Annotated in this window: 24 protein-coding genes, 1 tRNA gene and 1 other RNA gene; 10 read left to right on the plus strand and 16 right to left on the minus strand. The window is 70.3% G+C overall.

The genetic code is table 11. The features are described 5' to 3' along the window. The first annotated feature begins 261 nt into the window (after window positions 1–261). From ACZ5J1_RS16560 to ACZ5J1_RS16570, 3 genes are all read left to right on the plus strand, one after another. On the plus strand, window positions 262–1,785 hold the full coding sequence (locus ACZ5J1_RS16560; protein ID WP_464560637.1) for an Ig-like domain repeat protein: 1,524 nt from the start codon (window positions 262–264) through the stop codon (window positions 1,783–1,785). Window positions 1,786–2,083: 298 nt separating this feature from the next. Then, window positions 2,084–3,421, plus strand: a complete 1,338-nt coding sequence (locus tag ACZ5J1_RS16565) for an RsbRD N-terminal domain-containing protein (protein WP_464560638.1) — start codon at window positions 2,084–2,086, stop codon at window positions 3,419–3,421. Next, on the plus strand, window positions 3,418–4,539 hold the full coding sequence (locus ACZ5J1_RS16570) for a hypothetical protein (protein ID WP_464560639.1): 1,122 nt from the start codon (window positions 3,418–3,420) through the stop codon (window positions 4,537–4,539). Before ACZ5J1_RS16565 ends, ACZ5J1_RS16570 begins: the two co-directional genes overlap by 4 nt. A gap of 1 nt (window position 4,540) precedes the next feature. On the opposite strand, the gene ACZ5J1_RS16575 is transcribed toward ACZ5J1_RS16570, so the two are convergent. Together ACZ5J1_RS16575 and ACZ5J1_RS16580 are read right to left on the minus strand one after the other, a co-directional pair. Next, the gene (locus ACZ5J1_RS16575) at window positions 4,541–5,206 is read right to left on the minus strand and encodes a C40 family peptidase (RefSeq protein ID WP_464560640.1); all 666 of its coding nucleotides are present in this window, start codon (window positions 5,204–5,206) and stop codon (window positions 4,541–4,543) included. Window positions 5,207–5,501: 295 nt separating this feature from the next. Then, window positions 5,502–6,659, minus strand: a complete 1,158-nt coding sequence (locus ACZ5J1_RS16580) for an alpha-hydroxy-acid oxidizing protein (protein WP_464560641.1) — start codon at window positions 6,657–6,659, stop codon at window positions 5,502–5,504. A 56-nt stretch (window positions 6,660–6,715) separates the two neighbouring features. Here ACZ5J1_RS16580 and ACZ5J1_RS16585 point away from each other — a divergent pair, with 56 nt between their 5' ends. Together ACZ5J1_RS16585 and cls are read left to right on the plus strand one after the other, a co-directional pair. Beyond that, on the plus strand, window positions 6,716–7,282 hold the full coding sequence (locus ACZ5J1_RS16585; protein ID WP_464560642.1) for an HdeD family acid-resistance protein: 567 nt from the start codon (window positions 6,716–6,718) through the stop codon (window positions 7,280–7,282). Next, window positions 7,279–8,736 (plus strand): cardiolipin synthase, encoded by a 1,458-nt coding sequence (gene cls / locus ACZ5J1_RS16590; RefSeq protein ID WP_464560643.1) that lies wholly within the window; start codon window positions 7,279–7,281, stop codon window positions 8,734–8,736. Before ACZ5J1_RS16585 ends, cls begins: the two co-directional genes overlap by 4 nt. Here the strand turns inward: cls and ACZ5J1_RS16595 are convergent. Then, a complete protein-coding gene (locus tag ACZ5J1_RS16595) occupies window positions 8,717–9,664 on the minus strand; it encodes an RDD family protein (protein ID WP_464560644.1) in 948 nt (315 codons plus the stop codon). The two genes, cls and ACZ5J1_RS16595, sit on opposite strands and share 20 nt — an antisense overlap. 107 nt (window positions 9,665–9,771) lie before the next feature. Here ACZ5J1_RS16595 and ACZ5J1_RS16600 point away from each other — a divergent pair, with 107 nt between their 5' ends. Continuing rightward, the gene (locus ACZ5J1_RS16600; RefSeq protein ID WP_464560645.1) at window positions 9,772–10,437 is read left to right on the plus strand and encodes a hypothetical protein; all 666 of its coding nucleotides are present in this window, start codon (window positions 9,772–9,774) and stop codon (window positions 10,435–10,437) included. Here ACZ5J1_RS16600 and ACZ5J1_RS16605 read toward each other — a convergent pair. The 11 genes from ACZ5J1_RS16605 to ACZ5J1_RS16655 all read right to left on the minus strand — a co-directional run bounded on the left by ACZ5J1_RS16605 (window position 10,373) and on the right by ACZ5J1_RS16655 (window position 20,574). Then, window positions 10,373–11,968, minus strand: a complete 1,596-nt coding sequence (locus ACZ5J1_RS16605) for a lipase family protein (RefSeq protein ID WP_464560646.1) — start codon at window positions 11,966–11,968, stop codon at window positions 10,373–10,375. The genes ACZ5J1_RS16600 and ACZ5J1_RS16605 overlap by 65 nt on opposite strands. A gap of 81 nt (window positions 11,969–12,049) precedes the next feature. Next, the gene (locus tag ACZ5J1_RS16610; protein ID WP_464560647.1) at window positions 12,050–13,111 is read right to left on the minus strand and encodes an aspartate-semialdehyde dehydrogenase; all 1,062 of its coding nucleotides are present in this window, start codon (window positions 13,109–13,111) and stop codon (window positions 12,050–12,052) included. After that, window positions 13,108–14,406, minus strand: coding sequence for an aspartate kinase (locus ACZ5J1_RS16615; protein WP_464560648.1), 1,299 nt, complete (start codon window positions 14,404–14,406; stop codon window positions 13,108–13,110). The genes ACZ5J1_RS16610 and ACZ5J1_RS16615 overlap by 4 nt, the downstream gene beginning before the upstream one ends. Before the next feature lie 11 nt (window positions 14,407–14,417). Beyond that, window positions 14,418–14,999, minus strand: a complete 582-nt coding sequence (locus ACZ5J1_RS16620; protein ID WP_464560649.1) for a DUF5063 domain-containing protein — start codon at window positions 14,997–14,999, stop codon at window positions 14,418–14,420. Continuing rightward, window positions 14,996–15,592, minus strand: a complete 597-nt coding sequence (recR, locus tag ACZ5J1_RS16625) for a recombination mediator RecR (protein ID WP_464560650.1) — start codon at window positions 15,590–15,592, stop codon at window positions 14,996–14,998. The genes ACZ5J1_RS16620 and recR overlap by 4 nt, the downstream gene beginning before the upstream one ends. Window positions 15,593–15,605: 13 nt before the next feature. Further along, a complete protein-coding gene (locus ACZ5J1_RS16630; RefSeq protein WP_464560651.1) occupies window positions 15,606–16,007 on the minus strand; it encodes a YbaB/EbfC family nucleoid-associated protein in 402 nt (133 codons plus the stop codon). Window positions 16,008–16,043: 36 nt separating this feature from the next. Then, complete coding sequence (locus ACZ5J1_RS16635) at window positions 16,044–18,104, minus strand: DNA polymerase III subunit gamma and tau (protein ID WP_464560652.1); 2,061 nt, start codon at window positions 18,102–18,104, stop codon at window positions 16,044–16,046. A 9-nt stretch (window positions 18,105–18,113) separates the two neighbouring features. Next, entirely contained in the window at window positions 18,114–18,467 is a 354-nt protein-coding gene (locus ACZ5J1_RS16640; RefSeq protein ID WP_464560653.1) for a winged helix-turn-helix transcriptional regulator, read from the minus strand. A gap of 59 nt (window positions 18,468–18,526) precedes the next feature. Further along, window positions 18,527–19,186, minus strand: a complete 660-nt coding sequence (locus ACZ5J1_RS16645) for an FMN-dependent NADH-azoreductase (protein ID WP_464560654.1) — start codon at window positions 19,184–19,186, stop codon at window positions 18,527–18,529. Between the two features lie 130 nt (window positions 19,187–19,316). After that, window positions 19,317–19,407: signal recognition particle sRNA small type (gene ffs, locus ACZ5J1_RS16650), an RNA gene on the minus strand. 9 nt (window positions 19,408–19,416) lie between these two features. Continuing rightward, window positions 19,417–20,574, minus strand: coding sequence for a cation:proton antiporter (locus tag ACZ5J1_RS16655; protein WP_464560655.1), 1,158 nt, complete (start codon window positions 20,572–20,574; stop codon window positions 19,417–19,419). Window positions 20,575–20,665: 91 nt separating this feature from the next. Here ACZ5J1_RS16655 and ACZ5J1_RS16660 point away from each other — a divergent pair. Then, window positions 20,666–20,750 (plus strand) — tRNA-Ser (locus tag ACZ5J1_RS16660). Window positions 20,751–20,791: 41 nt separating this feature from the next. Here the strand turns inward: ACZ5J1_RS16660 and ACZ5J1_RS16665 are convergent. After that, entirely contained in the window at window positions 20,792–21,790 is a 999-nt protein-coding gene (locus tag ACZ5J1_RS16665) for an oxidoreductase (protein WP_464560656.1), read from the minus strand. Here ACZ5J1_RS16665 and ACZ5J1_RS16670 point away from each other — a divergent pair, their 5' ends adjacent. Genes ACZ5J1_RS16670 through ACZ5J1_RS16680 form a run of 3 tightly spaced genes read left to right on the plus strand, consistent with a single transcriptional unit; the run spans window position 21,791 to window position 24,220 of the window. Continuing rightward, complete coding sequence (locus ACZ5J1_RS16670; RefSeq protein ID WP_464560657.1) at window positions 21,791–22,714, plus strand: pirin family protein; 924 nt, start codon at window positions 21,791–21,793, stop codon at window positions 22,712–22,714. It abuts the gene before it with no gap. Beyond that, window positions 22,711–23,019, plus strand: coding sequence for a GNAT family N-acetyltransferase (locus ACZ5J1_RS16675; protein WP_464560658.1), 309 nt, complete (start codon window positions 22,711–22,713; stop codon window positions 23,017–23,019). The genes ACZ5J1_RS16670 and ACZ5J1_RS16675 overlap by 4 nt, the downstream gene beginning before the upstream one ends. A 19-nt stretch (window positions 23,020–23,038) precedes the next feature. Then, window positions 23,039–24,220 carry a PucR family transcriptional regulator gene (locus ACZ5J1_RS16680; RefSeq protein ID WP_464560659.1) on the plus strand — a complete coding sequence of 394 codons (1,182 nt, stop codon included), beginning with the start codon at window positions 23,039–23,041 and terminating at the stop codon, window positions 24,218–24,220. A 27-nt stretch (window positions 24,221–24,247) separates the two neighbouring features. Here ACZ5J1_RS16680 and ACZ5J1_RS16685 read toward each other — a convergent pair whose 3' ends face one another. After that, window positions 24,248–24,445, minus strand: coding sequence for a ferredoxin (locus ACZ5J1_RS16685; RefSeq protein WP_464560660.1), 198 nt, complete (start codon window positions 24,443–24,445; stop codon window positions 24,248–24,250). Between the last annotated feature and the right edge of the window lies 1 nt (window position 24,446).

The following is a 24,446-nucleotide window of genomic DNA, read 5'->3' on the forward strand; positions in this document are numbered from 1 at the left end:
ATCGCTGTCCGCCAGCCCAGGCTGTGCCAGCGGAACATCGTGGCCCGCGGCCCGGAACTTGTCATCAGGGTGATGAAATCCGGTCCGACCGCCCCCGATGGCTCGGCTGCCAGCACGGCCTGGTCAAGAGTTGTGACCTGGTTCACAATTTCGATACTTCTCTCCGCCGAGTTCGGTGGCGGGTGCGCCGTAGCGACGTGTGTCTCATGAGGATGGCCGATCACCGGGAGGAACCACCTCCGTCGAATCAGGAGAAGAGACATGCGACTACGCAACCTTCTGGCCGCCACGGCTGTCGGGGCACTAGCCCTCGGCGGGGCCGCCGCGCCGACCTACTCAGTCACGGCGCCGCCATCCCAGGCCGGCGGCGGAGAGGTCGTCGGCTGGGGCGATACGCAGGACCCGAACGAGGGGCCCGACGCCATCGACACCCCCGCGGACATCAACCGGCCGGTCGTCTCCCTGGGCACCAACGGCCGCGCCTCAGGGGCGGTGACCGCCGACGGCAAGCTGGTCGTCTGGGGCAAGTCGACCTTCGACGACGTGAACATGGCACCAGTCGGGGTCACTGACGCTGCGGCCGTCACCTTCGCCATCCAGCACGCCGCCGTCCTCCACAAGGACGGTCACATCACCGCATGGGGCAAGGGCGACGCCCTCGACGACGTGCCGACGGACCTGCGGGCCACAGCGATCGCCCTGCAGTCCGACGTCGGTTACGCAGTGAAGCCCGACGGAACCCTGGCGACCTGGGGCGGCACGCTCGCCTATCCGGTGCCCGCGACGGGCATGACCGACTTGGTCGACGTGTCCGCTTCTCTCACCCACGCGATCGCTCTCAGGTCCGACGGAACCATCGCCATCTGGGGCGCGCCCCTTCCCGGCCTCAACGAGCATCCTGATTTCGGGAGCAAGAAGGTCGCCAAGATCCAGGCGGGCTTCCTCTACAGCCTGGTCGTCTTCGAGGACGGCTCGATGCAGACCTGGGGGGTCGGGGATCCTGCGGACAAGCCGACCTTCGACGGTCTGACGTCGGCCGGCAAGGTGATCAGCCTGGCCACCAACTCGAACTCCGCGGCCTCCGCGGCAGTGACAGCCGATGGCGCGGTCCACATCTGGGGTGGTGCACCGAGCTCGATCTCCACCATTCCTGCCTCGCTGACCGGGCGACCCGTGTCTGGCATCGCGATGGGTGGCGCCCACGCCGCAGTCATCGTCGACCGGGTCGCATCCAGCACGACCCTGGCTGTGAGCCCGGCGACCGGCCCGGTCGGTGGAGCCCGCACAGCGACCGCCACGGTCACCCAGCCGGGCAGCGGCAGCGGCGGAACGATCACGTTCAAGGTCGGCACGGACACGAAGACCGTCCCGGTCACTGGCGGCAAGGCCGTCTGGGCGCTGCCCACCCGGGCCCCGGGCAGCCGCACTGTCACGGCCGTCTACAACGGCAGCGTCTCGTCGTTCGCCTCCACCGCCACCCCGGTGACCATCCAGGTCACGAAGGCGGCCGGCAAGGTGAGCGCACGGGCCAAGGCCAACCACAAGGCCAAGAAGGTCACCCTGACGGTCACTGCGGCCAGCGCCACCCGGATCTCACCCGCTGGCCAGGTCACCATCACGATCAAGGGCAAGACCAAGAAGACGGTGCGCGTCACGGTGAACGCCAACGGCACGGGATCGGTCACGGTCAAGAAGCTCAAGAAGGGCAAGTACACCGCCACGGTGACCTACGCCGGGAACGGCAACGTCACCGGAGCCCGGACAGCGGTGAAGTTCAAGCTCTGAACGACCGGCCCGGATCGGGGCGGGGTCGCGGCTGTGTGCCGCGGCCCCGCCCCTTCGTCTCGCCTGAGCCGAACGGGATTAGTTGTGACGCGGATACCAACTTTCAGAGCCGTGCCACCTGGACTGCGCCACATCCCTTGCCCGCCCTCCCTCGAACTGGCTGGATCGGAGGTGCGGAGCCACGGACTCGCACCCGTTCCGTCAGCACCGGCCGCGGGGCCGCCCCTCCCCCCGAACGCTCCGCGGCCGGGGCTGTGGACGGAATCGCTGACAAACGAGACCGGAAGTCTCTAGGTTCATGAACGACGAGGGGCCAACGGATCAGGAGGCCGAGGATGGGAAGCAGTCGACCGACGTCGAGGGCGCGCCGATGACCGACGTCCCGATCCTCGTGCCAGCAGCCGCCAACAGGATGAACACCCAGGCGTTCCGTGCGGTGCTGTTGCAGATCGCCGAGCCGATCGTGGCGCAGGTCCGGTCCGACGTACCTGCCTATGCGGGTCCCGTCGGGGGACGCCGGCACCAACTCATGAGCATGGCGACGAACGCTGCATTGCGGGCCTTCCTCGACACCTCGACACACCGGCCCTCCGCGCTCCGCAAGGTCGACGAGCTGTTCCACCGGATGGGGTGGGGCGAGGCCCAGGACGGCAACGGCCCGGAGAACCTCGAGATGGCCCTGCAGGTCGCCCGTCGGGTGATCTGGCGAGCGCTCGCCGATGAGTCAGTCGCCCGCGGGCACTCTGTTCAGGCGCTCCGCGACGTGGTCGACACGCTCCTGGAGTACAGCGAGCGCCTGAGGGCTGAACTACTGGCGGGACACAGCCTCTGGCACCGCGACCCGTACTACGACGAGGACCGCGCCCGGACCCGGCTGTGGGAGTTCCTCGCCCCTGGACGCACCGGCCGGATCTCACCGTTGGAAGCTCTCGGTGTCGACCCCGAGGAGCTGGCCGAGCTGGCCACGCAAGCGCACTGGACGGTGCCGGACCAGGTGATCGCGCTCGCCGTCACGTTCCACGGCGAGCACCCGCCGGCACCGACGAGCAACGAGGTGCTGGTCTCGCTGGAACCTGGCCGGATGCTCATCCTGTGCCCGGCCCAGCACGCGACGGCGTTGATCGCGGACATCACCCGATCGGCGACCGACCGTCGGGTGGTGATGAGCTGGCCGGTGCCGCCGGAGGAGTCGGGCACCGCCCTGCTCTGGACGATGCGCGCCCTCGATCTGGTGCGTCTCGGAGTCCTGCCGCCGGACCAGGTGGTGCACTGCGTCGACCACACCACGCAGCTGTGGCTGCACGCGGAACCGTCGATGCGCCGCCGGCTCTGCCAGGACCTGCTGCAGCCGTTGCTCGCCGAGTCTCCCAATTCTCGCGAGATCCTCTCCGAGACCCTGCTGACCTGGTTGGAGACGCGGGAGAGTGCGCCCGCCATCGCGGCCAGGCTCGACGTCCATCCGCAGACGGTCCGCTACCGGTGGCGTCGGATCAACGAGCTGTTCGGCGAGGCCCTGCACGACCCGGAGTTCGTCATCCAGATCACCCTCGTCCTCAAGTCCAGCCTGCTGCTCTGGAAGGGCGGCGACCAGAGCGACTTCGAGCTCTTCCGCGACTCGAAGGACGCGGACCTGTGAGCACTGCGAAGGCCGGGAGGGCCCAGCCTCTGCTCGCACTGGGGATCACGGCGGTCGCGGCCCTCGTGACGTGGCTGACCCGCGACCCCGCTGACGCTCTCGCGGTGCTCGCGGTGGGTCTGCCGGTCGGGCTGCTCCTGGCCGTCGCCCTTCCGCCTTGGCTCACCCGCAGGGCCGGGCGGCGGATCGGGGTCACGTCGATGGACCTGGATGCGGTCGAGAAGTGGAACCACGTCCGGAGCCTGGTGCTCGACCCGTTCCGGAGCCTGACCACCGGGCACCTGGTGGTCACGGAGGTGCAACCGGTCGACCCGGAGCACGAAGGCAACTTGCGCTGGTTCGCCGGCGCCCTCGCGCACTCGTACGACGATCCGGTGGGCCGCGCAGTCGCCAAGCTGGCCGGTCGGGGCCGGATCACGAACGTGGCGACCGAGCCAGGACTGGGGATTCGTGGCACTGTCGACCGGCACCCCGTGCGGGTCGGGCACCCGCAGTGGATCGGCATGGACGACCGTGCGGTCAGTCCGATCGGCACCACGGTGGCTGTCGACGTGGACCAACGCCCGCTCGGCAGGATCACGGTGGCGGACGAGGTCCGACGGGATGCGGCACGTCAGCTCGACCGGCTGCGTCGTGCGGGGTTCACGCCGATCCTCGCCGCCGCGCGCAGCGTGGAGGAGACCGAGCGGCTGGCGAAGCTCTCCAGCAGCCCGACCTGGCACGCCGAGACCGATCCACACCAACTGGCCGGTGACCTGGCGATCGGGGGCGAGCCGGTCGGGCTGGTGCAGGGGCTCGCCGACGACACTGCGGCGCTGCTCATCGTCGGTCCCGACGCCGACGCGCGGGGCTCGGGTGAACCGATCTACCTCGCCACGTGCGCCATCGACACCGTGGTCGACGCCCTGACACTGGCGGCACGCGCGCACCAGATCCGTCGCCGGTCGATCATCCTGGCGTGGCTGCTCTACCTGCTACCGCTTCCGGCCGCAGCCCTGGGACTCCTGACACCGGTGGTCGCGCTCGCGATGGGTGCCGTCACCTGGGCCGTGGTCGGGCTGGTCGCAGCAGCGGGCTTTGTCGGCCTCGATGCTGCGACCGAGCCGGACCCGGCGTGAATCAGGCGGCGAGTGCGGCGGCACGCGCAGCAGCACGCTGACGCTGCGCGACGACCTCGCGCTCGGCCTTCTTGTAGGCCTTACGCATGCCCTTCACCTTGCCGTAGAAGACGCCGGAGCGCGTCCAGAGGCGCTCCTTGCGCACACGGGTGCCGGAGTAGGGCGCGTGCCAGATCTGGCCGTGGCCGGCGTAGATCGCCACGTGGTAGACGTGGCCGCCGTGGCTGAAGAAGACCAGGTCGCCGGCCTCGGGGTGGCGGGTGCGCTTGGTGCGACCCACCTGGGCGGCGGAGCTGTGCGGCAGGCTCGCGCCGAGGCGCTTGAAGACCCAGCGGGTGTAACCCGAGCAGTCGAAGCCACCGCTGCCGGTGCCGCCGTACCGGTAGGGGGTGCCCTTGCGCGACGCGGCCATGCGCATGACGCGCTGGTCGACCTTGCGGTCGACGGCCTCGGCGAGCGAGATCGGGCGAGCCGGGCGGTGCTTCTTGGCGGGCTTGTGGTGCTTCGTGGCGTGCTTCGACGCGTGCGTCGCCAGGGCCGCCGAGGCGGTGTCGGGCTGGACGATCCCGACGAGGGCGACGCTGAGCAGGCTCACGATGGCGAGGGCGATCAGGGTGCGCAGGCGCACGAATGCGCGCGACAGCCCCTGGGGGCAGGCAAATGACATGAGAGGTATCCACAGCGACGCCTGCGAAGGTGAACCTGTCGGACTCGGACTGCTGGTGTCCGGGCCACGCCGCGTGCGGCGATGGCCTTAGCCCCAAGCTCCGACCATGTTTCTCAGCGGCCGGAGCGGTGCATCTGGGATGGATGCGGTGGTGCCCCCGTGTCCGTGACCGACATCGGTATCGATGTCTCCTCCGGCCGTCACGGACCTCGGCGCAACCGGAGCGGTTCTTCCTCCGTTCAAGCAGAAGAACCCAACGACTATGACACGGGACGTACGTCCCACCAAACCCGGATCAGCGCCGAAAAACGGCACCTGGTGTCATGAGTGCGGCGATGTCCGGGTACCCGTTGAGTCCCATCGTGAGGTCCGCTTCGGCGAGCATCCAGCGCAGGAGGTGGGTGATTCCGGCCGTCGGCTGGTCCCCCGCCGCGGCCGCCGCGTAGACGTACGGACGCCCGATCCCGACGGCGGTGGCACCGAGCGCGAGCGCCTTGACCACGTCGACTCCGGAGCGGATCCCGGAGTCGAAGAGGACCGGAAGATCGCCGGCCGCCTCGACCACTCCGGGCAGGAAACCCAGTGCTGGCGCGCTCGCAGCCTGTCGTCCGCCGTGGTTGGAGCAGTAGATGCCGTCCATCCCGGCATCCCTCGCACGCCGTACGTCGTCGGGCGCGCAGATCCCCTTGAGCACGATCGGCAGCGTCGTCAGCCCGCGCAGCCACGCCAGGTCGTCCCACGTCAGGGTCGGGTTGCCGAACATCAGCGCCCAGGTCGCGACCAGGTCGTCCGGGCTGTTCAGGCGGCTGCGGAAGACGGGGTCGCTGGCGTAGTTGGCCAGGCACGCGCCCTTCAGCTGCGGGAAGATCCCGTGGCGGAGATCACGTGGCCGGTAGCCCAGGGTCCAGGTGTCGAGCGTGACGACCAGAGCGCTGTAGCCGGCCGCCTCGGCGCGATGGACGAGGCTCTCGGCGACCTCGCGGTCGTTGGGCCAGTACAGCTGGAAGTATCCCGGGGTCTGGCCGAGCTCGGCGGCGACGTCCTCGAGCGGGTCCTGCATCAGGGTGCTGCCGATGAACGGGACGCCGGTCTCGGCCGCTGCCCGGGCCGCTGCCAGGTCACCGTGGCCGTCGGCGGCAGCGATGCCGACCACACCGACGGGGGCGAGGAAGATCGGGGAGGGAAGTCGGACTCCGAAGAGGTCGATTCCCAGGTCGCGCTGCGCCGCCCCGGAGAGCATCCGCGGCAGGATCCCCCACTCCGCGAAGGCAGCGACGTTGTCGTCCTGGGTCTGCTCGTCCCCCGCCCCGCCCGCGATGTAGTCCCACACCGACTCCTCCAGCGCGGCCCGGGCGCGCTCGGCCACCTCGGCGAAGCTGAACGGGTGCTCGGGCAGCTGACCGGCCAGCCCGGCGAAGTACGTGTTGAGCTGGAAATCCGCGAAATTCGGCACCCTAGGGACGCTAGCGCTCCCGACCGCTGCGCGTCAGGTCTGGCAGAGTCCCTCCCATGCGCGATCTCCTGAACGCCTCGTGGAAACTCCTGGTCATCCGTGGCGTGATCGCGGTGATCTTCGGGATCGTGGTGATGACCTGGCCGGCCGAGACCGTGGTCGCACTGACCGTGCTCTGGGGGATCTGGGCGCTGATCGACGGCATCGCGCTCGGCGTCTCGGCCTTCGGGGTCGACGAGCCGCGCGGGGTCCGCGTCTTCGCGATCGTGATGGCGCTGATCGCGCTGGGGATCGCGTTCTTCCTGATCATCCACCCGACCGACACGGTCAAGGTGCTCACCTGGGTGGTCGGCATCTGGCTCCTCATCCGCGGTGTGCACGACCTCGTCGTCGGCCTGCTCAACCGCGGGTCGAACGGACCGCGCTGGCTCTACTTCCTCACCGGCGCGGTCGACCTCGCGATCGGCATCCTCTTCGTCGCCAACCCCGGCAAGGCGGCCGTGAGCATCGCGGTCCTGCTCGGTGCGCTCGCCGTGGTGGTCGGGGTGATGCAGATCTTCAACGGCTTCGTCCTGCGCCGCGACGTCAAGCTGTACGACGAGCAGAACATCGTGATCTCATGATGGACTTCGTGCCCCCGGCGAGCCTGATCGGCTGGATCATCCTGATCCTCGAGATCGGGCTCCGTATCGTCGCGCTGGGGATCATCCCGGGCAATCGTCGCCCCGCGGTCGGCACCGCCTGGCTGCTGCTGATCCTGATCGAGCCGATCCTCGGCTTCACCGCGTTCCTCTTCCTCGGCCGCACCAAGCTGGGCGCCAAGCGTGAGGCGCGTCAGGTCCTCGCGATCGAGACGACCCAGCGCCAGGCGGACCTGTTCCCCGCCTTCGACGTGACGAAGCTCGATGCGCACGTGCGCAAGATCGTCGACCTCAACGTCAACCTGGGCGCCCTGCCGCTGATCGACGACAACGCCGTCGAGCTGCTGCCCGACTACTACGAGACGATCGCGCGGATGGCCGAGGCCGTCGACGCCGCCGAGCACTACGTGCACGTCGAGTTCTACATCACCGCCTGGGACGAGGTGACCGACCCGCTGTTCCAGGCGATGTCGCGCGCCGCCGACCGCGGCGTCGACGTCAAGCTGCTCTTCGACCACCTGGGTTCACGCGGCATCCCGGTCTACCAGGAGATGCTCAAGCGCCTGGACGCGACCAAGATCGCCTACCAGGCGATGCTGCCGATCCAGCCGCTCAAGGGTCGGTTCCGCCGCCCGGACCTGCGCAACCACCGCAAGATCCTGGTCGCCGACGGCACGGTGGCCTTCATGGGTTCGCTCAACCTCACCGAGCGGGGCTACAATAAGCCGAAGAACCACAAGCTCGGTCGCGAGTGGGTGGAGCTGATGATCCGGCTCGAGGGTCCGGTCGCGCTCGCGCTCAACGCGGTCTTCGCCGCCGACTGGTACACCGAGACCGGTGACGTGGTGCAGGTCGAGGCCCTCGGCACCCCCGTCGCCGGCGGCACCGTGGCCTGCCAGGTCGTGCCCAGCGGTCCGGGCCGGGTGGCGGAGAACAACCTGCGGATGTTCACTTCGCTGATCTACACCGCCAAGCAGCGACTGTCGCTGACGTCGCCGTACTTCGTCCCGGACGAGTCACTGCTCTACGCCGTCACCACGGCGGCCGAGCGCGGCGTCGAGGTCGAGCTGTTCGTCAGCGAGCTCTCCGACCAGTTCATGGTGGGGCACGCGCAGGCGTCGTACTACCGGGCGCTGCTCAACTCGGGCGTGCGGATCTACCTCTACCCGGCGCCGTACATCCTGCACGCCAAGCACTTCACGGTCGACGACGACGTGGCCGTGATCGGGTCGTCCAACATGGACATGCGCTCGTTCGCGCTCAACTACGAGGTGTCGATGATGATCCCCGACGCCGACGTCGTCCGCCGGATGCGGGAGGTCGAGGACACCTACCGGGCCCTGTCCAAGGAGCTGACGTTCGACGAGTGGGAGCAGCGCAGTCCCCGGCTCAAGTACGTCGACAACGTCATGCGGCTCACGGCCGGACTGCAGTAGCGGCCTCCTCGGCCTGGTGCCGGGCGAGGAACGTCGACAGCGGCGTGGGCAGCTCGGCCGGACGGTCACCCCAGTCGTAGACGACCGCGGTCCCCGCGACGATGTCGTGGAACGCACGGCGGCGCCGGTCGACCAGCATCCACGCCACGCCGAGCCCGAAGAACGCCAGGCTGAACGGGAACGCGATCACCCGCACCAGCGCCGCACCCGGGGTCAGCGGCGTGCCGGCGGCCTTGACGATCCGCACCCCGACGATCGCCTTGCCGACCGTGCGGCCCGAGATCACACCGGCGATCAGCATGTAGGCGCCGAACCAGCCGAACAGCATCGCCGTGGCCAACCAGCCGGGCAGCTCGGGGAGATCCTTCGAGATCAGGACGCCGAGCAGCCACGACACCACCGCACCGGCCGCCGCATAGGTCGCGAGCCCCAGGCCGAGATCGATCAGCACCGCCGCCAACCGGGATCCCGGGCCGGCGTACCGACCACTGACCACCAGGCGCTTGCCCGCGACCGCCTCCTCCGGCGGGAGGAGTGCTTCGGGACCGACGAACCGGACGCGGCGCCGGAACAGCAGCCGGTCGAGCAGGCGCGAGACGAGCGCATCGATCCCGACCAGCTGACGGCGGGCGGAGTCGAGGGTGCCGCCGGCGAGGTGCCCCGTCGTCTCGGCGACGATCGCCGGGATCCCGGCGCGCTGCACCAGCTCCTCCAGGTCGGCTTCGGAGAGCAGGGCGTTGACGTCGACGCGGTCCAGCAACCGCGGCACGTCGATGCGGTCGAGCAGGTGGTTGATGTCGACCCGGTCGAGCAGGTGGTTGATGTCGATCTGGTCGAGGATCGCGTCCAGATCGAGGTGGCTGATCAGGACTTCGGGCGGCACCGCGTCCACCAGGCGGCCGGTGACGGCGTCCGCGAGACGTCCCACCGGGCCCAACGGATCCCGCCCGCTCATCGCCGGCTCCGAGGTGTGCTCCTGGGCTGAGCGGACCCGGTGATTGGCAGCATGGTCCCCATCATGCACACTCGGGCGCTATGGGCTCACAGAGTGGCGAAAATCGGTCCCTCGAGGTCGGCTTCGGGCGACCGAGGACACCCAAGGCGCCCAAGGCCCCAAAGGTCCCCTCCGACCCCCAGACTCCCCAACCGGAGAAGGAGCCGAAGGCAGCCAAGCCGGTCAAGGAGCCGAAGCCGGCCAAGGAGCCCAAGCCGGTCAAGCCGCCCCGGGTGCGGAAGCAGCGCGCACCCCTCGGCGTGTGGCCGACCTCGATCATCACGGGCCTGATCGTGGGGATCGCGATCCTGGCGGTCTCCTCCGCCGCCCTGGACGTCTGCGGCAACCTCCGCGGCACCGAGTCGTGCGGCAACGTCGGCCTGCCGCTGCTGATCGTCATCCTCGGTGGCGCCGTCGTTCTGGGCGGCGCCCTGCTGCGTGCCCTGGCCCGGACCCCGAGCGCCACCTCGACGAGCTTCCTCGCGATCGCCCTGGTCGCGGTCGTCGTCGGACTCTTCCTGCTCGATGCCGTCGACGGCTGGGCGGCGGTCGTGATCGTGCCGGTGCTGACCGTGCTCGGCTACGTCGTCAGCCACTGGGTGATGACGCGCTACATCGAGCCGGCCGACCAGGTGGTCGAGGTCAGCGCACCCGACCGAAGCGGTACGTCCGCTGCAGCGGAGCCTGACCAGCCCGCGGGACCGTGACCGTCAGGGTCACCTTCTTCCCCCGCCACTTCGACTTGATCCGCAGCTTGGTCACGGTGCCCGACTTCACCACCCGGCCACCGACCCGCCACACGTAGCGCGGCTGCGCACCGATCGCCGTCGTCGGCTTCACGCCGACCCAGTCACCCGCCCGCGGCTTCGCGCGGGTCTTCGCACCCCACGAGGTGACCCCCACCGGCGTGGCAGTGGGCTTCTCCTGGGAGACCAGCGGGGCGAGTGAGTTGCCGGGTGCGATCGAGTCGCAGTTGTTGGGAGCACTGACGCCGGCGAACCGCGAGGTGAGCCAGCCCAGCGCCTCCGGCAGCCAGAGCGCCACCGAGGTGAAGTGGGACAGCGGGTACTCGCTGTACTGGATCGGCACGCCCCGGTCGCAGTACCGGTGAGCCAGACCCCGGACGTCGCCGGCGATCATGACGCCGTCCCCGCCGCCGTACGCCTGGCTCGGGGAGGTCCCCTCGAGCTGACCGCCGGTGCCCTGCCCGATGAACAGCGGAGCGTTGGGTGTGCCGCCGGTGCCCATGATCAGCTGGTTGGCCAGCTTCACCAGGAGGCCGATCTTCTCCGGGACCGCGTACTCCGGCTTGACCAGCTTGTCCCAGGTCAGGCCCGGGTAGGCACCGAGCACCTCGGCGATGGTGTCGTCCTTCATCTGCGCGAAGAGCTGCTGGCCGTAGGGGCTCAGGTACTTCTGGAAGTCGACCCCGAAGGAACGCGCGATCCCGATGATCGCCATCGGCATCACGCCGGCCCAGACCTGGGACCCGCTGACGTAGTGCAGGTTGTGGCCGGGCTCGACCAGCACGCCGCCAATCGCGGTGCCGACCAGGTTGTCGGCGACGTCGGGCGCGTACGTCGGCGCCAGCTCGGCCGCCCACTCGCTGGCGATCGCGCCACCGGAGTAGCCGATCAGGCCCATCGGTGCGTCCGCACTGACCCCGGTGTCGGCGACACGGGTGATCGCACGCAGCGAGTCGAGGGTGTTGTAGCCGTACTCCGGGCCGGCGGCGAAGTTCGCGGTCTGTCCCTCGGTGTCGGGGATGTTGATCGCGAATCCGGCCAGCAGCAGCGGAGCGAACAGCAGGGTCTCGATGTTGGCGAAGGCGGGCCCGATGCCCTGGGCGCCGGCGATCGCCGCGGACGGCTGGTCGGCAGGGTCGAGCGAGTCGTAGAACGACTGGTAGGAGACCACCCGGGACGGGCCGACCGGGAGCAGCGGGCGCACGACCGTTGTCACGTTGGTGACGGCCTGACCACGCTGGTTGCGTGCCCGGTAGAGCACCTGCACCGACTGCAGCGGCAGCGGGAGGCCCTGGATGGAGTACGGGATGGTCCGGGTCTTCAGCGGGGTGCCGAGCGGGATCCGACTCAAGGGCGTCGAGCCGGTGTAGTCGTAGAACGGGTCGTCGAGCTCACCAGCCGCCTGGACCGGCGCCGCTCCGACCGTCAGTCCGAGTCCGGTGACCAGACTCGTCGCCACTGTTGCCGCCAGGACCCGAATTCCTCGTCGCATGCCCTGCTCAACGGGCCGGGTCTGCGGGAGTTACTGGTGAGTCACATCAGCGGGACCACGACCAATGAAGCAGACGCGCCGTCAGCGGGTCGAGGCGGCGACCAGCTCCGCGATCTGGACGGTGTTCAACGCCGCACCCTTGCGCAGGTTGTCACCGGAGACGAACATCGCCAGACCGTGACCGGCCGGAGCACCCTCGTCGGCGCGGATCCGGCCGACGTACGACGGGTCCTGGCCGGCGGCCTGGAGCGGCGTCGGGATGTCGGTTACCTCGACACCGGCGGCGGTGGCGAGGATCTCGGTGGCCCGCTCGGGGGAGATTTCCCCGTCGAACTCGGCGTTGATCGTCAACGAGTGGCCAGTGAAGACCGGGACGCGGACGTTCGTGGCCGAGACCAGCAGCTCGGGCAGCCCGAGGATCTTGCGGGACTCGTTGCGGAGCTTCTGCTCCTCGTCGGTCTCGTTGGACCCGTCCTCGACCAGGTTCCCGGCGAAGGGCAGCACGTTGTAGGCGATGGTGCGCTTGTACACACCCGGCTCGGGAAACGACACCGCCGCGCCGTCGTAGGCCAGCTCGGTGGCCTTCTCGCCCGCAGCAGCGACGCCCGAGGCGAGCTCGGCGACGCCCGCGATGCCGGAGCCGGAGACGGCCTGGTAGGTCGAGATGACGAGGCGGCGCAGGCCGGCCTCCTCGTGCAGCGGCTTGAGCACCGGCATCGCGGCCATGGTGGTGCAGTTCGGGTTCGCGATGATCCCGCGTCCAGCAGCGATCACCTCGGCGGCGGCCTCCGGGTTCACCTCGGAGACGACCAGTGGGATCGACGGGTCCTTGCGGAACGCGCTGGAGTTGTCGACCACGATCACGCCGGCGTCGACGAACTTCGGCACCAGGGCGCGGGACGCGGTGGCGCCGGCGGAGAAGAGTGCCACGTCGAGCCCGGTCGGGTCGGCGGTCGAGGCGTCCTCGACCACGACGTCGCGGCCCTCGTAGGTGAGCACGGTGCCGGCCGACTTCGGCGAGGAGAAGAACCGGATCTCCTCGACCGGGAAGTTCCGCTCGGCGAGGATCTGGCGCATCGCGACGCCGACCTGGCCGGTGGCGCCCACGATGCCGATCTTGAGGCCGGGCTTGGCGTCGTTCATCGTCCGGTACCTCCGTAGACCACGGCCTCGACCTCGTCCGAGCCGAGCTCGAAGACGTCGTGGGCGGCGTTGACGGCGGCCTCGACCTGGGCCTCGGCGACGATCACGGAGACCCGGATCTCGGAGGTGGAGATCATCTCGATGTTCACGCCGGCGTCCGACAGCGCCTCGAAGAAGCGGGCCGAGGTGCCGGGGGCCGAGGACATGCCGGCACCGACGATGGAGACCTTGCCGACGGAGTCGTCGTACTGCAGGCGCTCGTAGCCGACGGTGCCCTGCAGCTTGGAGAGCGACGACATCGCGTGCTGCCCCTCGCCGCGCGGCAGCGTGAAGGAGATGTCGGTCAGACCGGTCGCGGCGGCCGACACGTTCTGCACGATCATGTCGATGTTGACCTGCGCGTCAGCGATCGCACGGAAGATCGCGGCGGCCTCGCCGACCTTGTCCGGGACGCCGACCACGGTGATCTTGGCCTGGCTGCGGTCGTGGGCGACGCCGGTGATGATCGCGGCTTCCATGGTGCTGTCTCCCTGCTCGGAGGTCTGGGGGGTGGGGACGTCTTCGGCCTTGACGACCCAGGTGCCTTCCTTGTCCGAGAAGGACGAGCGCACGTGGATCGGCATGTCGTAGCGGCGGGCGTACTCGACGCACCGCAGGTGCAGGATCTTGGCGCCCTGCGCGGCCATCTCGAGAGTCTCCTCGTACGAGATCCGGTTGATCTTGCGGGCCCGCGGCTCGATCCGCGGGTCGGCGGTGAAGATGCCGTCCACGTCGGAGTAGATCTCGCAGACGTCGGCCTCGAGGGCGACGGCGAGAGCGACCGCGGTGGTGTCGGAGCCACCACGACCGAGCGTGGTGATGTCCTTCGTGGTCTGGGAGACGCCCTGGAAGCCGGCGACGATCGCGATCGCACCCTCACCGAGGGCCTCGCTGATCCGGCCCGGACGGACGTCGATGATCTTCGCCTTGCCGTGCGCGGCGTCGGTGATGACGCCGGCCTGGGAACCGGTGAAGGAGCGCGCCTCGTGGCCGAGGTTCTGGATCGCCATCGCGAGCACGGCCATCGAGATCCGCTCCCCCGCGGTGAGCAGCATGTCGAGCTCACGAGCCGGCGGGAGCGGGGAGACCTCGTTGGCGAGATCGATCAGCTCGTCGGTCGTGTCGCCCATCGCTGAGACGACCACGACGACGTCATGGCCCTGCTTGCGCGTGTTGATGATCCGCTGGGCGACCCGCTTGACTCCGGTGGCATCTGCCACGGACGAGCCGCCGAACTTCTGAACGACGATTCCCACGGGGGATGATTCTACGGGCGGTCGCTACTGACTATTTGTTCGGCGACCGCCAGTTGGTCATCCTCGCCCGGATGCTCGGCATCGAGGCGGTCGTGAGCGACCACCGTGACCAGCGCGTTGAGCACCGCGCCGGCGAGATTTCCCCAGCTCGAGATGTAGGAGAACTGCCACCACCACAGCGCCTCGGTGAGGTCGCCGCGCCGGTAGTGCCGCAGGCCGTTCTCCAGGTCGGCGGCGATGCTGGTCAGGTCGTCGGAGATCTGCGAGTCGACGACCTCGGGGTCGTACGGGTCGAAGACGAAGCTGTACGTGTCGGCGTCACCGAGCATCTCGGCCAGCCGCAGCCGCAGCTCCTCCACATCGGCCTCCGGGCCCACGTCGGGCTGGAACTCGCTGCGCGGCGTGAAGTCGTTCTGCACCCCGACCCGCGCACCGGCGAGCAGCAGCTGGCTGATCTCCAGCAGCAGCAGCGGTACGGCGCGCCCCGGGTCGCCCTCGACCGCGATCGCTCGCAGGGCCACCAGGAACGACTCGACCTGATCGGCGATCTCGTTCGCGAAGCCGTCGTCCACCCCGCTGACTGGTGCGGTCATTCAGCTGCCCTCCGTCCGGCGAATGCTCGACCGAGAGTCACCTCGTCGGCGTACTCCAGGTCTCCTCCCACCGGCAGTCCACTCGCAAGTCGCGTGACGCGCAACCCCAGTGGTGCCAGCTGGCGGGTCAGGTAGGTGGCCGTCGCTTCGCCTTCGAGGTTCGGGTCGGTGGCGAGGATGATCTCGACGATGCCGGGGTCGCTGAGCCGCTGGTGCAGCTCGCGGATGTGCAGCTGCTCCGGTCCGATCCCGTCGATCGGGCTGATCGCGCCGCCGAGCACGTGGTAGCGGCCCTTGAACTCCCGGGTCCGCTCGATCGCAACGACGTCCTTGTACTCCTCGACCACGCACAGCACGCTCGGGTCGCGTCGCGGGTCGCGGCAGATCCGGCAGGTCTCCTCCTCGGAGACGTTGAAGCAGATCGAGCAGAACTTCACCCGCGCCTTGACCTCGAGCAGCGTGTTCGCGAGTCGCTGCACGTCCTCGGCGTCGGCCTGCAGAAGGTGGAACGCGATCCGCTGGGCCGACTTCGGACCCACGCCGGGAAGCCGACCGAGCTCGTCGATCAGATCCTGGACGACACCCTCGTACACCGTGCCCCTCCGCTCAGAAGCCGAGCTTCAGCGGCGGCTCACCCGGGCCGTCGCCGTGGCCGCTGACGTCGCTGTCGCCGCCGAGGAACGAGTCGAGGCCGCCGGCGAGCGGGCCCAGGCTCTGGGTGGCGAGCGAGTCGGCCTGCGCCTTGGCGTCGCGGTAGGCGGCGACGATCAGGTCGCCGAGGTCGGACAGGCTGTCGGCGTCGGAGCCGTCGAACTCGCCGGCCCGCAGGTCGACGCCCACGAGGTCGCCGATGCCGCTCACGGTGACCGAGACGGCACCGCCGGCGACCGTGCCGGTGACGGTCGCCTCGGCCAGCCGCTCCTGGGCCTCAGCCAGGCTGGCCTGCATCGCCTGGGCCTGACCCAGCAGGGCGTTGAGGTCGAAGCCACCGAACGGGTTCTCAGTCATGGGTCGATTCTTCCACTGCCCGACCCGATGTGCCGGTCACTGGTCGTGCGGAATCTCTTCGATGACGGTCGCACCGAGCTCACGACGGAGCAGTTCCTCGCTGTCGACGACGTCGTCGGTGACGGCGTCGTCGAACCCGGCCGCGGCGTCGGCCGAGACCCAGTCAGGCTCGGCCGGGTCGTCCCACGGCGGCGGCGGTGCCTGCTCGCCCTGGGCCACGATCTGCTGACGCGCCGCCTCGACCGCCGGGTTAACTGCTGGCGAAGGCCGCTCCGGGGGTGCCTCGGAGGGGCGTTGACCAGCAGTTAAGTCGGGGGTGGCCGGCGCGGCGGGCGCGGGGGCGGCCTGCGGGCTCGCCGGCGCGGACGCCGTACTCGGGCCGCCGATCGTGCCGGGCTGGGCACCGGGGGCGACGATCGCGGTGATCGTCCACTGCGCGCCGACCACGTTGACCACGGCCTGCTTGAGGATCTCGTCGTAGCCGCCGTTGGCGAACGAGCTGCGGGCGCCCTCGTTGATGAAGCCGAGGGTGAGGTTGTCGCCCTCGAGGCCGAGCACCTGCGCGTTCTGGGTGAGGTGCATCCAGGCCAACCGGCGCATCGACTTGGTCGCCTCGACGATCTCCGGCCACACCCGTCGGACGTCGACCGCCCCGAACCCCGCGGGGGCCGTGGCGGCAGCGGGAGCTGCCGGGGCTGCCGGTGCGACGGGCGCTGCCGGCGCGGCTGGGGCCGGAGGGGCAGCAGGGGCCGCCGCCTCAGGGGTAACTGCTGGTGAAACGGGGGCCGGGGCCGGCTCGGCAGGACGTTGACCAGCAGTGACCGGCGCGGCGGCGGGCTCAGGGGCAGCCACCGGGGCGGGAGCTGTCACCGGAGCCGGAGCCGGAGCCGGAGCGGGCGCGGCAGGGCCGGGGGCGGGCATCGCGATCTCCCCGCCGACGGCGAGGCGGCGCTCGAGCCGGTCGATCCGGGCGCCGAGGCCGTCAGGGCCGGTGGCGGGCAGCAGCACCCGGGCACAGATCAGCTCGAGCAGCAGCCGGGGGGCGGTGGCTCCGCGCATCTCGGTCAGCCCGACCGCGACCAGGTCGGCGGCGCGGGAGAGCTCGGAGGCTCCGAAGCGGCGGGCCTGGGCCTCGAGCCGCTCGCCGGCCTCCTCGGAGACGTCGATCAGGCCGGAGGCGGTCGCACCCGGTACGGCGGCGACGATGACGAGGTCACGCAGGCGGCGGAGCAGGTCCTCGGTGAAGCGGCGGGGGTCCTGACCGGTCTCGATCACCTTGTCGACCACGCCGAACACCGCGGCGCCGTCGTGCGCGGCGAACGCGTCGACGACCTCGTCGAGCAGCGAGTCAGGGGTGTACCCGAGCAGCCCGGAGGCCAGCTCGTAGGTGACACCGTCGGTGCCGGCACCACCGAGCAGCTGGTCCATCACCGAGAGCGTGTCGCGGGCCGAGCCCGCGCCGGCGCGGACGATCAGCGGCAGCGCGGCGGGCTCGACCTGGACGCCCTCGGCGGCGCAGATCTCGGAGAGGTAGCCCGAGAGCAGCCGCGGCGGGATCAGCCGGAACGGGTAGTGGTGGGTGCGCGAGCGGATGGTCGGGATGACCTTCTCCGGCTCGGTGGTGGCGAAGATGAAGCGCAGGTGCGGCGGCGGCTCCTCGACGAGCTTGAGCAGCGCGTTGAAGCCCTGGGTGGAGACCATGTGGGCCTCATCGATGATGTAGACCTTGTAACGCGACTTCACCGGCGCGAAGAACGCCTTCTCGCGCAGGTCGCGTGCGTCGTCGACGCCACCGTGGGAGGCGGCGTCGATCTCGATCACGTCGATCGAGCCGGGACCGCCGCGAGCCAGGTCCCGGCACGAGTCGCACTCGCCGCACGGGTCGGCGATCGGGGCCTTCTCGCAGTTGAGTGCGCGGGCCAGGATCCGGGCCGACGTCGTCTTGCCGCAGCCGCGCGGGCCGCTGAAGAGGTAGGCGTGGTTGACCCGGTTGTTCGCCAGCGCCGCACGCAGCGGCGTGGTGACGTGATCCTGGCCGATCACCTCGGCAAAGGTCTCCGGCCGGTAGCGGCGATACAGCGCGAGGGGTGACTCCACCCCGCAACCCTAGCCAGCCGCAGGCTGTGCGTCGCGGTTCGGTTCCAGGTGGAGGCGGGCCCAGTCGGCCAGGGCGTTCAACGCGGGCAGGAGGGCGCGCCCGGCATCGGTCAAGGTGTAACGCACCGAGACCGGCGGACCGGGGGAGACCTGGCGCTCGATCAGCCCCATCTGGGCGAGCTCGGTGAGCCTGCCCGAGAGCATCGAGTCGCTGATCTGGGAGCCCAGACCGCGGGACAGATCAGCGAATCCGGCGCCGCTGTCGGCCAGCACGCTGAGAATCAGGCCGTTCCAGCGCTTGCCCAGGATGGCGAAGGCGGAGCTCAGCGCAGCGTCACAGCTCGTCGGCTGGTGCTCGGTCATCTCCACTCCTTTCTCCTGGGCAAGCGATGGTACGACGAATGAACCGGATCGAGATGCGATCAGGCGGAGACGCGCTCGGCGTAGGAGACGGCGAGCTCCTTGCCGACCTCGGCAGCCCGCGACTCGGCGGCGGCCTTGAGGGCGGCGCCCTGCTCGGCGAAGCCGTCGAGGGCCGGGTTCACACCGACGAGGGTGAAGTCACGCTCGACGATGGTGACGTTGGCGCCCCACACCTCACCGAAGATGCGGACCAGGTAGTCGATGCCGTGGTCCCAGCCGGCCTTGGGGCCGTCCTCGCCGTAGTACCCACCACGGGTCACGACGATGGCGACGTCCTTGCCCACAAGGAAGCCCTCGGCCTGGGCCTGCTGGCCGCCGACGATGACCTGGTCGATGTAGGACTTGATCAGCTGGTTGACGCCCCAGTTGTACAGACCGGTGGCGACGACGATGGTCTCGGCCGAGGTCAGCTCGGTGAAGAGCTCGCTGGCGAGCGCGAGGCCGGCGACCTGCTCGGGCGTGCGCTGGTCGGCGGGCGTCTGGCCGCCGCTGACCGCAGCGATCCAGGAGGTCGCCAGGACCGGGTTGGCGGCGAGGTCGCGGGTGACGACGTCGGCTCCCGGGTGCTCGGCGGACCAGGTGGCGACGACCGAGTCGGTCAGCGCGCGGCTGGAGGAGTAGGGGCCGAGGACGGACGAGTCGAGGCGCAGCAAGGACATGATGTTCTCCTGATCAGATAGGTGCTTCTGTATCAGTAGTAACCCCGGGAAACAGAGATCCATTCCGGATTCATGAAATTTCATTCGACGGGCTGCGAGGAGCTCGGCGTCGGCATGCGTCAGGGCATGAAAAGGCCCCCCGCGTACCCGCTAGAGCTCACGTATCCTTGCTGCCTTCCGGCCCTGGGGAGGTTCGGCGAGATAACGCCACACGGGGGGTTGCCCAGAGTCTAGGCATCCAGCCGCGGCGTCTCCAATCCGGCCTCACTCCCACGCCCGGCCAGAACACCCCCGAGTACGGCGGCGCCGATCGTGACCAACGCGCCCAGCAGCAGCGCGGCCCCCTCACCGGCGGCCAGCAGGCCCTGCTCCTCCCCGATCGTGACGGCAGCACTCGGCACCCCGATCTGAGCCGCGGCCAGCAGACCCAGGGGCAGCGACTGGCCCACGAGGCGGGTCACCAGGTGGGCGAGCACCGCACCGACTCCGAGCGCGACGCCGAGGAACGCCATCTCCGGATGGGTCGCCAGGTTCCGGACCTGGATCGAGGCTCCCAGCCAGACGAAGAAGATCGGCCCGAAGAAGCCCTCGGTCAGCGCGAACAGCTGGTGGGCCAACCGACGCGGCTCCCCGATCGCGTTGACCGCGATCCCGAACGCGAAGCCGGCCAGCAGGATCGAGACGTGGGTCGCCACGGCCAGCGCGGCCAGGCTGGCGAGGATCACGATCTGGATCCGGAGCTCGGTGGCGAAGAGCCGGCGCTCCGAGACCCGGTGGACCCGTTTCCGCACCCCGGTGCGCTCGAGCCACCACAGCAGCCCGAAGACGACGGCGGCTGCGCCGAGCACCGCCAGGGTCCCCACCGCTGAACGCCAGGCGTGGTCCGGGTCGATCGCCAGCGGGAGCAGCACGATGCAGGTCGCGTCCGCGATCGCGACCTGGGGCACCAGGTCGACCACCGATGCTGCGGGCAGGTGCAGCGAGTCGATCGTCGGGAGCACGATCGCGGCGCTCGACGACGCCATCACGACGGCGTACAACGCCCCGTGCGGCAGGTCGATCCACTCGGCCAGCGCCCAGCCGAGCACGACCGCCGCGAGACCCACCAGCACCGCGCGGACCAGCCCGGCGACCATCGAGGCTCGGAGTCGCGGGTCCCGGACCGGGACGTGCGTGCCCGCGACGAACATCACGAGGGCGAAGCCCACCTCGGCCAGGAAGCGGAACGTCGGCTCCGAGGCGTCGAGGTAGCCGATCCCGGTCGCGCCCAGCGCGATCCCGGCGAGCAGCTCCCCCAGCACCACGGGCAGCCGCCACGCGGTCGGTGTGGCGAGCAGCGGCCCGAGCAGCGCGACCGCTCCGATCACGGCGAGCTGCGTGAAGTCCACGCCTCGACGCTAGTGGTTGCGGGCCTGGATGGGGCGGGGCTGCGCGGAGGCGATTTCGTCCTCCCCCGGTGACGCCGGTAACCTCCTCCACGGACCCGTCGCCTAGTGGCCTATGGCGCACGGCTGGAATCCGTGTTGGGTGCAAGCCCTCGGGGGTTCGAATCCCCCCGGGTCCGCAGGTTCGAATGGCATCGCGCAAGCGGTGCCATTCGGCATTTCAGGACGTGGGTGGGACCTCGACCGCGACGCCCGTGGCCTCCTCCGAGATCGCCCACAGCCGTCGGACGGCCTCGTCCACCCCGAACGGCTCGATCGGCTTCCGGATCGGATCTCCGAAGCTCCCGAAGACGGGGCCGTACAGCGTCCCTCCGGTCACGGTCGGATCGGTGGCCGCTCGCAGCTGGCTCAGCACACCGCGCTCGACCCGCATCCCGAACCGTTCGGCGCCGAGGTGGCTGAGCGTGCCGATCAGACCGGCGCCGCCGGCCTCCTGGGTGGTGGCCTGCAGGTCCGAGTTGGTCAGGCCCGGGTGGGCGGCGACCGCGATCGCCGGCACCCCAGCGGCCCGGAACCGCCGGTCGAGCCCGATCGCGAAGTGCAGGTTGGCGTACTTCGAGTTCCCGTAGGCCCGCCAGGCCGAGTAGTTGCCCTCCAGGAACGGGTTGGCTGGATCGAGGCGACGCCCCTGGAACCGGGCGATGCTGGTCAGCGTCACCACTCGACCGGCCGGAGCGGCCAGCACCGCGGGCAGCAGGTCGGCGGTCCAGGTCCAGTGGCCCAGGTGGTTGGTGCCGAGCTGGGTCTCGTACCCGTCGACCGTGCGGCCCTCGGGCGTGGCCATCACGCCGGCGTTGTTGATCAGCAGGTCGATCCGCGGATGCTCCGCCAGGACGGCAGCGGCGGCTTCACGGACGGAGCTCTGGGCGGACAGGTCCAGCGGCACGATCTCGACCGCAGCCGCCGGGGTGGCGCCGACGATGGCGGCCCGGGCGGCCTCGGCCTTGGCCTGGTTGCGGGCCGCGATCACGACGGTGGCGCCGGCGGCGGCGAGCGCCCGGGCCGTGGCGAACCCGAGGCCTCCGTTGCCGCCGGTGACGACGGCGGTGCGGCCGTCCTGGAGTGGAATGTCCTGCTCGGACCAGCTCATCTCGGCTCCTCGGATCGTCGTGTCGGCACCACCGTAGACGCCAAGCACCGACGTCGTAGGCTCGCGCATGTGATCGAGGTCCTCACCCCCCGCGACGTCCCGCTCGGCGGACCCCGGGCGATGGGAGTGCGGCGCACGTTGCCGCAGCGCCAGCGCAGCCTGATCGGAGCCTGGTGCTTCGCCGACCACTACGGACCCGACCCGGTCGCCGCGACCGGTGGGATGCAGGTGCCGGTGCACCCGCACATCGGCCTGCAGACGGTCAGCTGGCTCTTCACCGGCGAGATCGAGCACCGCGACAGCGCCGGCAACCACGCGATCGTGCGCCCCGGCGAGGTCAACCTGATGACCGCCGGCTCCGGGATCAGTCACTCCGAGCGCTCCACCCCCGAGACCGAGATCCTGCACGGCGTCCAGCTCTGGGTCGCGCTGCCCGACCACGCCCGGTTCGTCGCACGCAGCTTCCAGCACCACGTCCCGCCCGTGCGGCGCAGCGCCGGCTGGAGCGCCCGGGTCTTCCTCGGATCGCTGCTCGGCGAGACCAGTCCGGTGGCGACGTACACGCCGCTGCTCGGCGCGGAGCTGATCCTCGAGCCGGGTGCGGCGCTCGAGCTGCAGGTCGACCCGACCTTCGAGCTGGGGGTGCTGGTCGACCACGGCGCCGTCGAGGTCGACGGTGAGCCGCTGGCGGCCCACGAGCTCGGCTTCCGGTCTCCCGGCGCTGAGGTCCTCACCCTGGAGGCCGGATCCGAGCGGACCCGGCTGATCCTGCTCGGCGGCCCGCCGTTCGAGGAGCCGATCGTGATGTGGTGGAACTTCGTCGGCCGCAGCCACGAGGACATCGTTGCCGCACGGGTGCGCTGGCAGGCCGAGATCGACGGTGATCCTGACGCCGTCGCGGCCGCCGCGTTCGGCCTCCCCGCCGAGGACCCGGAGCCCCCGTTGCCCGCCCCCGCCCTGCCGACCACCGTCATCCCGAGGAGACAGCCGTGATCACCTTCGTCCACGCCCCGGAGCAGCGTCGCTACGAGATCCGCGACGACGAGCGCGAGGGCGACCAGGTCATCGGGTTCACCCAGTACGTCCCCCTCGAGGACACCCACCTCGACTTCGTCCACACCGAGGTCTCCGAGGAGTACGGCGGCCAGGGACTGGCCGGCCGACTGGTCGCGTTCGCCCTCGACGACGTGCGGCAGCAGGGCAAGCGGATCATCCCCGAGTGCCCGTACGTCGCCTCCTGGCTGCGCAAGCACGGCGAGGCCGAGGGCTTCGACACGATCACCGACTGGCCCTCCTGACCGCGCCACGGACCCTGCCATGACGTCGATCGATGCCTGGCTGGCTGACTTCATCGCCACCGAGCGATCGAGTGAGCACGTCGAGGCGTGGGTGGCACGCACGTGGGCGGCCATCCGGACCGACGTCCCCGCGGTCGACGCGATGCCCGACCTCGCCGAGCCGATCCAGGGCGCGATCGAGGAGCACTGGCGGGCCTTCCTCGACCACCTCGAGACGCAGAGCCCCTACCGGCTGCCGCCCACCGCGGCCGAGCTGGCCGACGAGCTCGCCCGCCGCCACCTCGACGTCACGCTGCTGCTCGCCGTCTACCGCGCGGCCCAGCGTGCGTCGTGGACCTACGCCACCGGGATCGTCCGGGAGGCGCCGACCGGCCTGAGCCACGAGGAGCTCCTGGTCGTCTTCTGGACCGAGGCGGCGGCCTGGCTCGACTCGAGCGTCGAGGAGTCGCTGCTGCGGCACCAGACCGAGGCGACCCGGATCCGGCAACGCGGCGAGGCGCAACGCTTCGAGGCCGTGCAGGAGCTGCTGACCGGTGACACCGCCGCCGCCGACCCGCGAGCGCTGTCGGCGGCCCTCGGCGGATATCCGCTGACCGACTCCCACCTCGCCCTGGTGCTGAGCACGCGGACACCGGACGCGCTCGCGCTGCTCGAGCCGACCCTGGTGCGGGTGGCCGCGCGGCTCGGCAGCCGGGCTCCGTTGGTCGTGCGCTCGACCGGGCGTGAGGTCTGGGGCTGGATCCCGGCCGCGTCCGCGCCCACCGCTGAGACCCTGACCGACCTGGACCTCGATCCGACGCTGCGGCTGACGCTGGCCGGACCACATCCCGGCCTCGACGGATTCGTGCTCGCCCACACCGAGGCCCGCGCCGCGATCGAGGTCGCGCTCCGTCGGCCGCGCCCCGTGACGACGTACGACGACGTGGCGGCCCTCGTCCTCCTCAGTGCCGACCCGGCCGCCGCCGAACGGTTCGCCCATCGGGTGCTCGGTCCCCTGGCCGACCCGCAGCACGCCGTGCTCCGGGAGACCGTCCAGGCGGTGCTGACCGCCCCGGGTGGCGCCGAGGCCGTCGCTGCCGGGCTCGGGGTGCACCGCAACACGGTCCGCTACCGGATGGGGCAGGTCGAGCAGCTGCTCGGACGGCCGGTGCAGCACCGGCTCGGCGACCTGCTGCTGGCGCTGCAGGTCATCGAGCTGTGACGTCTGCCCCCCGAGGTGGCGCTGGTGTCACGCCTCGAGGAGCTTGAGCGCGAACACCGGGCAGCTCTCGACCGCGCGGTGCACGGTGCTGCGATCGGCCTCGGCGACCTCGTCGCGCAGCAGCTCGACCTGGTCGTCGTCGTTGACCTGGAAGTACTCGTGCGCCTGGGCCTCGCACATCCCGATCCCCTCGCAGAGACCGAGGTCGGCCACGAGCCGGGTCATC

The organism is Nocardioides sp. JCM 18999, assembly GCF_055391175.1.

What these genes read in the sequence shown, in the direction of transcription:
- ACZ5J1_RS16560 (WP_464560637.1), top strand. Translation starts at nt 262, where the DNA reads ATGCGACTACGCAACCTTCTGGCCGCCACGGCTGTCGGGGCACTAGCC.
- ACZ5J1_RS16565 (WP_464560638.1), top strand. Translation starts at nt 2,084, where the DNA reads ATGAACGACGAGGGGCCAACGGATCAGGAGGCCGAGGATGGGAAGCAG.
- ACZ5J1_RS16575 (WP_464560640.1), bottom strand. Translation starts at nt 5,206, where the DNA reads ATGTCATTTGCCTGCCCCCAGGGGCTGTCGCGCGCATTCGTGCGCCTG.
- ACZ5J1_RS16585 (WP_464560642.1), top strand. Translation starts at nt 6,716, where the DNA reads ATGCGCGATCTCCTGAACGCCTCGTGGAAACTCCTGGTCATCCGTGGC.
- cls (WP_464560643.1), top strand. Translation starts at nt 7,279, where the DNA reads ATGATGGACTTCGTGCCCCCGGCGAGCCTGATCGGCTGGATCATCCTG.
- ACZ5J1_RS16600 (WP_464560645.1), top strand. Translation starts at nt 9,772, where the DNA reads ATGGGCTCACAGAGTGGCGAAAATCGGTCCCTCGAGGTCGGCTTCGGG.
- ACZ5J1_RS16605 (WP_464560646.1), bottom strand. Translation starts at nt 11,968, where the DNA reads ATGCGACGAGGAATTCGGGTCCTGGCGGCAACAGTGGCGACGAGTCTG.
- ACZ5J1_RS16610 (WP_464560647.1), bottom strand. Translation starts at nt 13,111, where the DNA reads ATGAACGACGCCAAGCCCGGCCTCAAGATCGGCATCGTGGGCGCCACC.
- ACZ5J1_RS16620 (WP_464560649.1), bottom strand. Translation starts at nt 14,999, where the DNA reads ATGACCGCACCAGTCAGCGGGGTGGACGACGGCTTCGCGAACGAGATC.
- ACZ5J1_RS16630 (WP_464560651.1), bottom strand. Translation starts at nt 16,007, where the DNA reads ATGACTGAGAACCCGTTCGGTGGCTTCGACCTCAACGCCCTGCTGGGT.
- ACZ5J1_RS16640 (WP_464560653.1), bottom strand. Translation starts at nt 18,467, where the DNA reads ATGACCGAGCACCAGCCGACGAGCTGTGACGCTGCGCTGAGCTCCGCC.
- ACZ5J1_RS16645 (WP_464560654.1), bottom strand. Translation starts at nt 19,186, where the DNA reads ATGTCCTTGCTGCGCCTCGACTCGTCCGTCCTCGGCCCCTACTCCTCC.
- ACZ5J1_RS16665 (WP_464560656.1), bottom strand. Translation starts at nt 21,790, where the DNA reads ATGCGCGAGCCTACGACGTCGGTGCTTGGCGTCTACGGTGGTGCCGAC.
- ACZ5J1_RS16680 (WP_464560659.1), top strand. Translation starts at nt 23,039, where the DNA reads ATGACGTCGATCGATGCCTGGCTGGCTGACTTCATCGCCACCGAGCGA.
- ACZ5J1_RS16685 (WP_464560660.1), bottom strand. Translation starts at nt 24,445, where the DNA reads ATGACCCGGCTCGTGGCCGACCTCGGTCTCTGCGAGGGGATCGGGATG.